The organism is Lentisphaera marina (assembly GCF_028745505.1).
Classification (GTDB): domain Bacteria; phylum Verrucomicrobiota; class Lentisphaeria; order Lentisphaerales; family Lentisphaeraceae; genus Lentisphaera; species Lentisphaera marina.
Genome location: NZ_JAQZZL010000002.1, coordinates 883,847 through 897,274 on the forward strand (window position 1 = coordinate 883,847; position 13,428 = coordinate 897,274).

Here is a 13,428-nt window from a genome sequence, read left to right on the forward strand (position 1 = left end):
GATCGCTGCTGCTTACTTTTTAACAGCGGACTATTTCTTCCACTCAATTTTCTTATTAAACTCAAACCAATCCAGGTTAAACAAGCCGTCACCTTGCCCGGTAAAGACCAGGTAGAGGTCCTGCTTGCCGCTCAGGCCTTCTACCTCGCAGGTAAATGTTGTCCAGTTACCCCATCCACCAGTATTTGGGACGCGACAGGATCCAAGCAGTTTGCCGCTTTCGCTACCTAGCCTCAGCTCAATGGTACCACCATTGGTTCCGCTTGTCGCCCGAACCGTACACTTTGTTATTCCCTCAGGAAACGCCATGCCCTCATACATAATCCAGTGACCGTTGCTGATATGTCCGATAGCTTCTCCACCTAGACCATTGCCTTGAATACTCATTCCGTTGGATTTTTTACTATAAGATTCCGCCCCAACGACAACCTCACCAGAGTTGAATCTCTCAAGCATTTCTTCCTGTATCGCAGCACCGGAAGCATGAGGACTTTTGATTCCCGAATAGATCACCAGGTCGTCGCTTTTTTCAATGCCATTGCTCGAAGCTGTTGCGGTCAGGACAACCCGTCCGGTGCCCTTCAGTGCAACCAATCCTTTGCTGTCAATTGAAGCGATGGCAGGGTCACTGCTGGTGTAGGTGACCTTGGCAGATGAGAGATCGGCCTCATAAGATTTTTCTGTCTTGCCAGTTAGGCTTGTCTGTAGTGTGTCACCGGACTTAGCTTCCAGGTATATATCACTACCCTTGCCCTTTAGGAAAATACGGTGCAGTTTGCCATTCTTTGGTGTAAACGGGAAACTTTTGAGCAGACCGATTTTACTGGTATCAATGGATTTTATCCCCATCGCCAAAGCTGGAGAGCTCTCTTTTAGACGGTAATCACGGTCTTTGGCGTTGACAAAATTCGGGTCCGTAATCTTACTGTTTTGGTCGACATTTTTTGCCTTTTCCGCATTCTGCCACTTGCTGAGTGAACTTCCCCCTTTTGGAAAGTTAAATTTGCCCTGCTTGTTAAAGTAGATGTTGTAGTCCATCTCGCCAAGGGATCTGGTATTTCCAAAGCGGAAGACCTTGCGGTCTGCTCCGTCACCATGCACAGCTCCATTACCGTGAACTCTTTGTCCATGATCGCTGTAGAGGATATTGTTATAGAAGAACAGCTTCTTCGCCGGTTCAATATAGGGGTCGAGGTTAGCTGCTCCGTGTTGAGACAAACTTGCATCAAATACATTGTTATAAATCAGATTATCGACACCTTTTGACATGAGCTGAGCATTGACTGCTGGTACCTTCGTGTCATAGACAATATTATTCTTGATTGTCCAGTAATCAGAAGCATCGTCCAGGAAGATACTATGTCCGCGCCATCCAGTCTTGGGTTTTCCAGTGTAAGCGTTTATGATGATGTTGCTGTCAACTATATTACCACGGCCTCCTCCCCAACATTCGATACCCCCGCCATCGGCAGAATCGGCGCCAAGGTCATACATGTAGTTGTAACGAAAGATGTTTTTGTTGGAGTGTATATATTTGTCCCAATCAGAAAACCTCACGTGTCCCAAGCCCACAGAACCCCGTACGCCATAACGGGCTCCTTTCAGTGATATCCCATAACGTCGTGACTGATGAATGAGGTTGTGTTCGATAATATTCTCAGCGCTCTGATAAACCTGCACACCTGTTGCGTGATTCACGGTTGCCATGATATTAGAGATTTCATTATTGCTGATGATGTTGGCTTTATTGATCACTTCGGTGTTGTCTTTATGAAGCAGCAGGCCGGCGAGGTAGACTCCGCTGTAGCCGAGGTTTGTCATTTTGCAGCCGGATACCGTGTTGTTCTGTGCCCATCCATACATAGAGACTGCGTGGAGTGGTGCATCATGGAGATCGCAGTCAAGAACGTGAATATTCTTGGCGTTTTCCATCAGGATAAGCGACGTACGAAGCGTTTCCGGGTAGTCGGCATTATGACGTGCATACCCATCAATTTTTGTTCCACTGTAACAGGGCATGCTGGCAATAAAGTCAGTAAAGAGTATTTCCAGTCCCTGGATTTTTATGTTGCTGACTGCTTGCTTGCCACTTTCACCCTTGAACGTAAAGACGCTCATGACCGTTGGTCGGATAACAGCATCAAGTTCTTTTTTGTTTTTGGGATAGTAGTAGAGATATCCGGCGTCAGAATTTACCGCCCATTCTCCAGGTGTATTGATAAACTCAACATCGCCACGGTAGTGTCTTAAACTTCCGCTGTATCCACTTTTGGGATGATCATGTACAGGTTTATTATTGCCATTCAACTTGATTTTAAGGTATTCAGACATCCAGTCGCCTTGATAGTAGGCTTGGACGTTGCGGATCGACTTAGGCTGCTTCCATTTGTTTTCTTTGGCGATTGAGGCAAGCTTCCCATCGACAAGTAGAGACCAAAACTCAATATCTTTACCAATCTTGGCTTTCATAATGCCGTCTTTATACGGTTTCCAGTTCGTTACGGGCACCCCACCAATGATGACAGGTTTTTCATTCTTGTAATTTCGGTACGTGATATACTGGCCGTCTGGGCCGCTGTCGCGCTGATCAAACAGGATGCTCTCTTTGATGTGGTACACGCCACCTCGTATGTTGACGACTACGGATTCTTTTGAATCTTTATTGACCTTTCTCACCGCATCCCGGGCTTGGGTTATGGTGGCAAAGGGGCTCTTTAGGGTTCCCGGGTTTGTGTCTTTTCCGTCCGGGGCGACGTAGAATACTTCACCGGCGAACAACTGGCCGGCAAAGGCCAATGCTGCTACCGTGAGCAATGTCTTAATTTTTTGGTTGATCATGTTATATCCTTTTTTTAGATTTTTATTGAATGCTGCTGAAATCATTTCATTCGGGTGAAGCTCATAGTTTGTTATCGCCATCTATTTTCGTCGCTCTAGTAAATCATGTTCAATTTTTAGCATCGTTTTGCGATCGAGCTTATAAAAGAGCATGAGTATGGCTGCTAAAAAGAAGAATCCCGCCGGTACGATGTTCCACATGACATTGATACCCTCAAGCGTCTCCTGGCTCTGAGCTTGATTGTTGACAAAGCCGACAAATTCAAGGATGTATCCAGGAATCGCACTGCCAGCCGCCGCGCCAAATTTTATGGCAAATAAAGAGGCCGAAACAGTCAAGGCAGCAATATTTCGACCAGAAATCCATTCGCCATATTCGGAACAATCGGTATACATTACAAAAAGCAAGGTAATGATCAGTCCGAAGGCAAACATTCCCAGCGTATAAAAAGTCAATATCGCAGGGTAACTGTCAACCGGAATGAAAGCGGTGCCGATGATGGTGATTCCAAATAGGACATTGGCAAAAATCATGAGTTGCTTTTTATCACATATCTTGAGTATGCTAGGGGTTAAAAGTGCGCCAAAAAGCTGCCCCACAAAGCCCGCTGAGATAATCAGTGTGGTAGCGTCCATCCACCATAGGACTATTTCATCACCTAAGCCCATATTGTATTTTGTAAAAAAAGCAGTTGAAGCAATTCTGGCCACTAAACCGACGATCGACAAGATCGAACAGATGGCCAAAATGATCCAGGAGATGTTTTTAGTAAGTATACTAAGGTCACTTTTTATACTTGAGTTACTCTTTGGAGTTTGAATTCGCTCTTTGGTCACGGCAAATGTAAAAATGAACAAAGCCACCGACAAAACAGCAAAGAGAATAATCGTTAAACGAAAGCCCAAGAGCTCATCCCCGCCACCAAAAAAGGTGACTAGCGGTTTTGCGCTGGCGCCAACGATCAATGTTCCTAAGGCAGCACACACAAAGCGAAACTGGGTAGCCTTTGTGCGCTCCTCTGAGAGTGGTGAAATGACGGCCAATAAAGCAGAATAAGGCACATTAATCGCCGTAAAAGCCAACATGAGCAAGGAGTAGCTTACGTAAGCAAAGATCAGTTTTCCCGATTCAGACAAATCTGGCCCGAGGAAGAGCAAGTAGCCCAAGAGAGCATAGGGAAGAGACACCCCTATAAGAAAAGGGCGGTATTTCCCCCATCTGGTATTGACCCTATCGGCAATAATACCCATGGCGGGGTCACTTATGGCATCAATGATTTTTGTCACCAAGAACATGGTGGCTGCATCTCCTGGAGATATTCCCCAAACATCTACATAATAATAGAGGAGAAAAATATTGAAAAAGGTGATGTAAAAATTGGACGCCATATCACCAAGGCCATAGCCAAGTTTTTCCGTAAATGATAATGGGGCTAAGTTATTGGATGTTGATTTATTTGTCATGTTTATTTTCTATGATTGTATTTAAAGTATCTGAATTCAGTTGTACGCGTGCACCCTTGGCAATGGACACTACTTGCCAACTTTGGTTGGCATTAAGCGTCAGGGCATCTTTCGAATTGCGGGCGGATTCTACAAGAATCTTGACCTTAGCATCAAAGGCTGTGGGGTTGTAAAGGTTGAGGGTGATTTTTGATCCCTCGTGCTCAAGCGACTCGAGTTCGATATTGTCAAAAACGGTGACGTGGCCGGTGTCGGGCTGAACGTAGATTCCCGGTATTTCCAAAGTAGTCAGCATAAACGCCGTCTCTGGCCAACTGCTGGATCCGAACAGTGAGCCACCGACGCCATCGGACCCTTCCCAGTCACTGAGATTCACCCGTTCACACATCCAGCCGGGCTGCATGTGTGAGCTTAATGGACGATCAGCACGGGACAGGTACTGAGGAATTCCATGAGCAATATCTTTTATGAGATCGAGTGCTACTTCATCGCCAGTCAATCTCCAAAGCCTGAAGAGAGAATCCCCTGAAAAAGTGCAGATACCCGGTGCACCGTGTTTATTTTGAATGTTGGCCCATACCGCGCCGGTACTGCGGGCATCATCCAGTCCAAGTGATGAGTCGGTAGGGAAGCTATAATCGTAGGAAACCACCCAGGTGGCAGCTTGACGAACCATCTCTTTGGCGGCTTGAGCCCATTCCGCAGATCCGGTTTTCTCCAAAAGAGCCACAAAAGACTCCACCAAAGCAAACGCTGCTTCAGAATCCGGAGCAGATAAAATTTCTCCCGGACCGCCTGTGGTGATCCCCTTGAGGGAAAATTCTTGGTAATACTTTCTTGCAGAAGCTTCGGCTACCTGCAGATACGTGTTGTCATTAAAAAACTCAGAAGCAAGTACCAGTGCGCCTGGAACAATTCCTCCGGATGCAGAACCGCCAATGAGCAGTTCTCCGGTCTCAACATCGACCCATTGACCAAACTGACCAGATTGTTCCCATAAACGGACAAAGGCATCGGCGAGTTTTTTGAGAGCCTTGTTCCAGGATTCGGGTACTTCTACTCCCTGTTTCTGGAGCAGATCGAGTTGCTTGATACCAAAGTAGAGCCAGTCACCGCTTTTGCGCACCATGTGCAAGTTGTGATTGTAAGGCGTGTCTACTCCGTCGCTGTAAAACTGTTTACCGTCGCCTAGACCCATAAAGAATCCTGAGGCAGCTTGTGTTTTATCAAAGATCATTTGCAGATTGCGCATGGCTCGGGCACGGGTCTCGGCATTACCCTGTGCCAGCATTGGCAGCGACATTATACCGCCTCCTACCCAGCCAATCTGCCAGAGAAAGCAGAGCGGTTTATTTGCGGTCTCAAAGGTGGTATGGAAGTTAGGTGCCAATTTGTAATAACCGTCTTCGTCGACCCAGTTGTCGCGGTTGTATTTCTCTTCGATCATTTTCCAACCCGCGCTATAGGGAAGTTTACAGCGGGGTTCGGAGCTATAGAGTGAGCACTTGCGAAGGTCGCAAAAGCGGTCGAATAATACCTGCAGTTGGGGTGCTTCAAAAGCTGCTATCACCAGTTTGAGAGTGATTTCGTCACCTGCTGACCAGGCGACAGCTCGGTCGTCACTTGGGGTTGCCTCTTTGCAGTGATTATGGTAAAACTCGCGCACTGACGGAGCGGTCAAAAGAAATCGGCAGGAGCCCTCTCCGCAACGCTCTACCGTAAGGCCATGGTTGCCGAAGCGGGAACCCTGCTCGGAAAAGAGTAAAAATCCCTGCTTCTTTGAAGGGGAGTAAAAACCCATACAGGGAACGGATGTATCACCAGTGGTCTGCTCAATGCGCCCGGAAATCTTGCTCAATTGGGGGACAGTGGTCGTGGTGGTCGGCATATCAGGTCGAAACTGTGATTTATCCTTCCACATGGGAGGGTAGGGGGTGTCATAAGTATCGAAATTATTGCCATTGTAGACTGCAGAGGGAAGCAGAGTGTAATTGTCGTCCTGCCAGCCGGCAAACTCAAAGGCAAGGCCGACCCCGGCAGAATCGATATTCCCGGAGAGTACTTTGAAGCTCACTTCCAAATCCAAATACCCGGTTTCGCCCACTTTGTTTTCTGAGACTTTTACCACAGACTGCCATTGGGCTCCGCCAAAGGAGACGTTTTGATCGGCTTCAGCCGTGGTTTCTTGCTTCAGGCAATTTTGATCGTACCATCGCAGAACCGGACTCATATTGCCATCGAGGGAAGCGAGTATGTGTTGTAGTTTATCCATTATGAAGTTGCTTCGCCATTCGGAGAATCTTGCCGTTGATTTCCGCACATCGCTTGTGAGTCAAGGGGTAGAACCAGATGGCCGCCATGCCAAGCATAGCGACGCTGAAATGAAGACCATTGACGTAAATAACACTGACCAGACTTATAGTTCCATAAATGATCATATGATCCGTAAATTCTCCCATACCCGATAAATCATCTTGCTTTCGTAAGGTATTAGGACTGCTGGCCTTGGAGTATTCTTTAGACATAATCAATCACCTTCTTATCTTGAATTTGATAAGGGGATTTTTCCCAGAGCGTAGAACAAGTCGTCAAGCCTTGGAAACCTTCCTCGACTATAGTTTTTGTAATCATTTCAGGTTTCATCTCGTCAGTACATGATACTGCGTGCTGATAAACCGAAATACAGGCGCCTCGTTTTACGAAGAGCGGGATTTGGTGGAGTGAGTATTGTTGATTTAGAAGCCATTGCTGACCAGGAAGTTTTTCGCCTGTCCAAAAATTAATCCATTCACCAGCTGGTAAGTAGATGTCACGTTTTCCTTGATCATTCATTATGGGGGCGACTAAGAAATCGTCACCAAACATATATTGATCGTCAATATACCAGCAAGTAGGGTCCTGTTCGTTTTCTAAAATGAGAGCACGAAGTAGAGGTAAGCCGTTTTGAGTCGATTGTTTGGCCTGTTCGTTTATGTAGGGAATCAATGCATAGCGCAATTTCCACCAGTCACGAACAATATTGGAGACGGCCGGGAACTCATAGGGCTCACGAGGTGTAGTTCCGTGGTAGCGGAAATGAGAAGAAAAGACCCCAAATTGCGTCCAACGGACATATAAATTATCTGAAGGCCAGGTATTCATGAAATCAGGGGCGCCGTGAAAGCCAGGAACATCATGAGACCAATAAATAAAGCCTGATAAACCCAAATGTAATCCACCTCTGAGTGAGCCTGCCAACCCTTCCCATGAACTTTCTGCGTCGCCGCCCCAATGAAGCGGATAACGCTGAGATCCGGCCCAGCCGGCCCTAGCCCAAACTAAGGATTGGCCCTCACCATAGACTTCCTGAGTGGCTTCAAAAGCATTTTTTTGGTAAAGCAGGGCATAGAGATTGCGCAATTTTTCGGCGGGAATAGAATGGTAATCAGCATCCATGATGATATTTTCGCCAAAATCTGTTTTTATCGCTGCAGTACCCATTTCCAGTAAAGGTTTTAAGAGTTCGTTCTTATACCACTTACAAGCCTCGGGATTGCTGAAATCTATTTGACCGACGAGATCCTGCATTGAGAAATCCGAGCCGGATTCTCCAGTATCGTTTAATTGAGGGACATATCCTTTTTCTTGTGCAAGAGGAGCCAGGTCACTTTTTGAAGAAATATCAGGTGTTTGCCATAGTGTGACACGATAACCCTGATCTTTTAGGTCTTTAATAAACTGGCTTGGGTTTGGGAAACGCTCTGCGCTGAATTTCCATTCACAAACCCAGTCTTTCTCAAACCACCCAGTGTCGATGTGTAGGACATCACAGGGGAAGTCCTCTTTACGTAAACGTTGGCCGATTGTGGAGATTTCATCTGCTGAAAAATAACTCATTCGGCTCATCCATATACCATAACTCCAAAGGGGTAAGTCTGGAGAGAATCCAGTTATGCTGCAGTAATTGCGAAGGATGTTTTTGAGGTTTCCACCACCAATAATAAATAAATCGAGTTCACTATCTTCAATTAAACCCTGTGCGGAACGGGTTGAGATATCGGCTAAAGATAAGTGAGTTTTAGAACTTGTGTTGACAAATAGCCCATAGGGGCGATTGGACATGTAAAATGGAATGTTTTTATAAGTCCTGTGGGAGTTAACACCTAAGCCATCGGTGTTTTCTAAGGTGATCGTTCGCCCAGCTAAATCCATTTTGGAAAAGCGTTCGCCGGTGCCGACAAAACACTCATTATGCCGAGCCTCTAAGGAATAGATAGTACGTATGATTTTATCGTTTTTCTCAACATAAGCAAGAGGGAGTGAATCGCTTGAGCCATGAGCAAACATATCATAAGATTTAAAGGGGACAGCTACTTTACCGTCAGGAAACCACTCAATTTCCAGTGATTTTTCTCTTGCAGGAAGTAAGTCGCTCCAATGTTTGGTGGCAATCGGCTTGCAATTGATTTTGGCACGAATGTTTTGGTGACTATCTATGATTTCGAATCCGGTAGAGTTCTCTACGACTGACAGCTTTATTTTGTCAGCCATTGTCGACGGGTTTAGCATGTCGGAAGAGTCACTCATACTTTGAGTAGAAGAAAGAGATATTCTTAGGCAGTCGTGGCCATAGGCACTCACGCGTAATAATTGTATGACTGGCTGAGTTGCCTCGTTTCTAAAAAGGCAAGTATTACCAGAAATTTTTTTTACTGTATATTCATTAAATGGGATCTCTAAAATAACACTCTCATCTTGCTCATATACCCTTTGAGGTATATCCCCAACGCGTAGCTTTTCTGTTTTATCTAAGTGTAAAAATGACTTCATAATATTTATCTCTTCGCCGGGAAAAAGTGTGAGCCGAAAACATAAGGATGAAACGTCATTCGTTTATCCATCCACGTAATTCTTTTATATGTTTTAACGGAACCATCCGAGAAGAGGTAGTTATGGTCGACTTCACCTGTGAACGCTTCTCCAGTGAGACCTGTCCAAAGGCTTTTTGCCCAGTATCCGTTCTCATGTAACTCTTTATTTTCCATTGAGTTTCGCGTTTTGTGCCCTCCGAGGTTAGTCAGATTTTGATTATAATCCCCTGCCAATACTGTCTCGCCATTCGGCCAGGTCTGAGTTGTTTTTTTGGGGGCTGGCCCGATGGTATTACCAGCCCATATGCTTAAAGGAGCAGATGCTCGATCCTGGTTCATATCTCCAGAGCTTGTATAATTTCGATCTTTTGGTGCAAGAGGGTCATTGAACATGTAATTCAATGCTGCTCCATCCCCAGTGTAAGGAATCATTTTTCCGCGGAAGTTTCCGTCCCAGTTTACATATCCACCTTCCATAGCAGATGCGCTCGGGTATCTATTTTTATTATCGCTACTATAGTTATGAAGAAATAGTCCCCACGACTTAAATCTATTCGCGCAGTCTGATAATTTCGCTTGGTATCTCGCGCGCCTGAACGTCGGAAATAATAAGGATGCGAGAATGCAAATAACGGCGACAACGCACATGAGCTCTGTAAGCGTAAATTTTTTTTTCTTCATAAGATCTACCTGTTAATTATTGTTAACTAAAAATAGGCCAAAATGTAAGTGATAACCTTAACGATTCTCTCAAAAAACAGCATTATATAAACATAGTAAAAAAGGGTGTTTTTTTGGCCTCAAATCAAAGTTTGACTTAGAAAAAAAAAGCGAGTGTTTAAGCTTGATTTTACTTGTGCTTTTGCCTATATTGTCGCGGTGATTGAGCGTTAATTTTTTTAAAATGTCTAGTGAAATAGTTACTGTCATTAAAGCCGATGTGATAGGCGATTTCGGTGATTTGCATATTAGTACTTCTTAAAAGGCCCATGGCTTTTTGAATGCGTAAATGAATGAGATAGTCAATCGGAGATTGCTCAGTAGCTTCTTTGAAAATACGCATGAGATTACCTTCAGACATACAAGCGATTTTGGCTAATTCAGCTAATTTCCATTGCTTTTGGTAATTGCGTTCCATTTCTCCTATGACTTCCGTGACCCTTTGCAATGATTGACCGCGAGCACCAGTATCCATGTGAGCGTATTGACGAGAAAGATAAACAATGAGTTCAATAAGTTTAAAATAAAGACTTGCCTCAAAGCCTTGGCTTTTATGCTGAGCTTCGACAATCATTCCGTCCAAAATTGTTTGAACATAGGCTAAGGGTTTGCGAGAAAGGTGGAGCATATTCTCATATTTCTGTTTTAGATTGGATTTAGGAGATAGAATGAACATGGCATGGTAGCCAGGGATTTTTTTCAATTCATCAATGGGCAGTTTGAGTTCATCGACTTTGAACATGACATTATAAAAAATGAGTTCATTAAGCTCTTTGAAATAATGCTCTTGATTACCCTGAATGAGTAGGACATCTCCTGCCGTGACGGGAAACTCAATGCCTTCGACCCAGTGAACACCATCTCCACTAAGAATGATGACTAACTCATGAAAATTATGTGAGTGCTTCTTTTCGGTTAAATCTCGTTCCTCATTAGGATCTCTATCAACAACTTTCTTTAAAGTAATATGATAATTGGTGTCACAAAAGTAATTCTGTCCATTAGCCTGTTGCATAAAATTGTAACTACCTCTTTTAGAATTGCTTAAGTATCATGAATGAGAGAATAAAGCAATGGTTAAATTGTGTGTGGTCTGTTGACTATCTAAAACACAAGAGGAGTAATCGAGGAGGGCGTAACACTTTTTTAAAAGATTTGTCTGACATGCTGAAATCTTTTAGAGATCACTGTAACATTATTTTTTACGATTATAAATCCATGTACCCTCACATAATGAGACGATAAGCAGTTGGAATCAGCCCAAGCCAGGGGCCGTTGTTCGAGGTAAAAATGATCAGGGCTCACCTGTGAGTCCGCTAGAATGTAGAGTCCACCTTTTCCTGATAACACCGGCCACAAACTCACTCCGTCGCCCGGATAGTTTTCGGGCAAGGGGGCTCCGGTAACTTCACAAAATGTGGGTATGATGTCGGAGAACTCAAGTAGTTATTTGGATTCAAGCTTCGGAGAGATAACACCCGGCCAGTTGACGACGAGTGAACACGGGACCCCGTTTCTGCAAGCATTCGTTTAGCGTTTTTAATTTTTCGCCCTGACCATTTACTTGCAATCGGTCTCGTTATCTTTTATTGACTTCCTTGCTTGGAGTTGAAATCATTTCACTTCCAACTTTAGCAGCTTACCCTTGAATTTTCCTTTAGGCGACTTGGGGTCTACCGGATTACCATAATCGAAGCCTACGCTCAGGTCTTCGGCAGGCCACTTGTTTATCCAATGTCCGTTCGTATGTGAGCGCACTAGCTCCTTGTCACCGTGCTGTATAAACAGGTGACCCTTATCATCTAGTCCTGCGGAAAAGGTAAATCTTTTTGTGCGAATGGGCACTTTGAGGTGCTCAAGGTGTTTCTTGCCTGTTGCAAGGGCAAACACCAGCTCGCCATCGTCAAGATAAAGAGAGTAACCGACTGCGCTTCCACCATGAGCTACGATAATTTGTTTGGCACTTGCAGGGACATCCACTTCGCCACTTATTTTGAAGGCTTTTTTTATGACATGAGGTGCGCTGTCTGACGTGTAGACAGCACCTAGCTTGACATTAGACCAATCGAGTTTTGCGACAAGTTTTTGTGTTTTTCCATTTTTATTCGAAGCCAATTGAGGACCGATTCTTCCCGCCGGACGGGCATTACTCTTGAGTTCGGCATCGAAGTCGCTCATGGCTTTTTGAAGTCGCTTGACAATTTCCGGAAAAGCTGCGGCTTTGCTTTGCTTTTCGCTGATGTCTTCTTCGAGATTGTAAAGAAATGGTATGCCCTTGACGATACGCAGCTTCCATTTAACTGATCGTGTGGCTTCCAGCTTACCTCTTCTATAGTAGTAGAAATAGTCGTGTGGACTCTTGGCGCCTGGTTCAGCAGTCATGAGCTTAAGTATATTTTTGCCGTCGATCTTTTTTTCAGGTAGTGGCGAATCCGTAATATGCGCCATGGTGGGTAAGATATCGATAGTGGAAGCAATCTCGCTACAGGTCTTACCTGCGGGAATACGGTCTGGCCAACGCATAACACAGGGAACTCGTTGCCCGCCTTCTAAGGTTCCAAATTTATGCCCACTGAGAGGGTGGGCACTCCCCCCACGGCCACCACTGAGGCTCCACGGTCCATTGTCAGAGGTGAAGATAACGATGGTGTTTTCATCTATACCTTCATCCTTGAGCGCTTTCAGAACTTCGCCTACACTCCAGTCGACCTCTTCAATTGTATCACCGTAGGGGCCTCCTGCACTTTTACCCCTGAAAGCGGGAGAAGCGAATAGGGGGATGTGAGGCATAGTGTGCGCTAGGTAGAGGAAAAAGGGCTTATCCTTATTTGCTTTAATAAATGCTACCGACTCTTTGGTGTAGCGCTGGGTGAGAGTGGTTTGATCCACTGGGTATTAAATGACCTCTTCGTTGCGCATCAGTGGAACCCAATCTTTCTTCGTTTTAAGGTTTTCTCTGCTTTGACCTTCACGAAAGATAATATCATTAGCAAATGTGGCGCTACGATCTAGATCCATATCATTGCTGTAGGGTATGCCATAATAGGAGTGAAAACCGTGGCGAGTGGGAAGAAAATCAGGTTTGTGCCCGATATGCCATTTACCCACGCACATCGTGGCGTAGCCCTTGGCCTTGAGCACATCCGCAATAGTTGTTTCTGCAGGATTAAGGCCTTCTTTATGGCGAGGAAAGAGCACATTGGAAATTCCGACACGATCCGGATAGCAGCCTGTTAGAAGCGCGGCGCGTGAAGGTGAGCAGACTGAATTAGCTACATAGAAATCGGTAAAGCGCATGCCTTCTTTCGCCATGCGGTCGATATGAGGAGTCTTAATTTTTGGAGCACCAAAGCACCCCAGGTCCTCGTAACCTTGATCGTCGGTAAAGATGATGATTAGATTGGGGGGATGAAGCGTCCTGTTTGGACTTTTTTGTGCACATAGATATGACGTGTTTAGGCTCATTAACACGGCCATCATAATGTATGATTTCTGAAAGAATTTTAATGAAGGACACATAGGTTTTCTCTTTTAGATCTTGGGTATTTTATTTAGA

The 13,428-nt window shown here is 44.9% G+C and carries 7 protein-coding genes and 2 pseudogenes; all 9 read right to left on the bottom strand.

Translation table 11 applies throughout. From position 1 onward, the window contains the following. Positions 1–30: 30 nt before the first annotated feature. Positions 31–2,919 (bottom strand): carbohydrate-binding protein, encoded by a 2,889-nt coding sequence (locus PQO01_RS14715; protein WP_274314844.1) that lies wholly within the window; start codon positions 2,917–2,919, stop codon positions 31–33. After that, positions 2,920–4,302: an MFS transporter gene (locus tag PQO01_RS14720; protein WP_274314845.1), complete on the bottom strand. Its 1,383-nt coding sequence runs from the start codon at positions 4,300–4,302 to the stop codon at positions 2,920–2,922. Continuing rightward, the gene (locus PQO01_RS14725; RefSeq protein ID WP_274314846.1) at positions 4,292–6,574 is read right to left on the bottom strand and encodes a hypothetical protein; all 2,283 of its coding nucleotides are present in this window, start codon (positions 6,572–6,574) and stop codon (positions 4,292–4,294) included. Before PQO01_RS14725 ends, PQO01_RS14720 begins: the two co-directional genes overlap by 11 nt. Continuing rightward, positions 6,567–6,827 (bottom strand): hypothetical protein, encoded by a 261-nt coding sequence (locus PQO01_RS14730; protein WP_274314847.1) that lies wholly within the window; start codon positions 6,825–6,827, stop codon positions 6,567–6,569. The genes PQO01_RS14725 and PQO01_RS14730 overlap by 8 nt, the downstream gene beginning before the upstream one ends. Next, positions 6,820–9,111, bottom strand: a complete 2,292-nt coding sequence (locus PQO01_RS14735) for a glycoside hydrolase family 31 protein (protein ID WP_274314848.1) — start codon at positions 9,109–9,111, stop codon at positions 6,820–6,822. The genes PQO01_RS14730 and PQO01_RS14735 overlap by 8 nt, the downstream gene beginning before the upstream one ends. A gap of 5 nt (positions 9,112–9,116) precedes the next feature. Further along, the gene (locus tag PQO01_RS14740; RefSeq protein ID WP_274314849.1) at positions 9,117–9,629 is read right to left on the bottom strand and encodes a hypothetical protein; all 513 of its coding nucleotides are present in this window, start codon (positions 9,627–9,629) and stop codon (positions 9,117–9,119) included. Between the two features lie 132 nt (positions 9,630–9,761). Beyond that, positions 9,762–9,833, bottom strand: a pseudogene (locus PQO01_RS21670) (prepilin-type N-terminal cleavage/methylation domain-containing protein); the annotation flags it as partial. 169 nt (positions 9,834–10,002) lie between these two features. Next, positions 10,003–10,887: an AraC family transcriptional regulator gene (locus PQO01_RS14745; RefSeq protein WP_274314850.1), complete on the bottom strand. Its 885-nt coding sequence runs from the start codon at positions 10,885–10,887 to the stop codon at positions 10,003–10,005. A gap of 599 nt (positions 10,888–11,486) precedes the next feature. Continuing rightward, positions 11,487–13,391: pseudogene (locus PQO01_RS14750) on the bottom strand (sulfatase family protein). Positions 13,392–13,428 lie beyond the last annotated feature (37 nt).

What these genes read in the sequence shown, in the direction of transcription:
- PQO01_RS14715 (WP_274314844.1), bottom strand. Translation starts at nt 2,919, where the DNA reads ATGGCGATAACAAACTATGAGCTTCACCCGAATGAAATGATTTCAGCA.
- PQO01_RS14720 (WP_274314845.1), bottom strand. Translation starts at nt 4,302, where the DNA reads ATGACAAATAAATCAACATCCAATAACTTAGCCCCATTATCATTTACG.
- PQO01_RS14725 (WP_274314846.1), bottom strand. Translation starts at nt 6,574, where the DNA reads ATGGATAAACTACAACACATACTCGCTTCCCTCGATGGCAATATGAGT.
- PQO01_RS14730 (WP_274314847.1), bottom strand. Translation starts at nt 6,827, where the DNA reads ATGTCTAAAGAATACTCCAAGGCCAGCAGTCCTAATACCTTACGAAAG.
- PQO01_RS14735 (WP_274314848.1), bottom strand. Translation starts at nt 9,111, where the DNA reads ATGAAGTCATTTTTACACTTAGATAAAACAGAAAAGCTACGCGTTGGG.
- PQO01_RS14740 (WP_274314849.1), bottom strand. Translation starts at nt 9,629, where the DNA reads ATGGAAGGTGGATATGTAAACTGGGACGGAAACTTCCGCGGAAAAATG.
- PQO01_RS14745 (WP_274314850.1), bottom strand. Translation starts at nt 10,887, where the DNA reads ATGCAACAGGCTAATGGACAGAATTACTTTTGTGACACCAATTATCAT.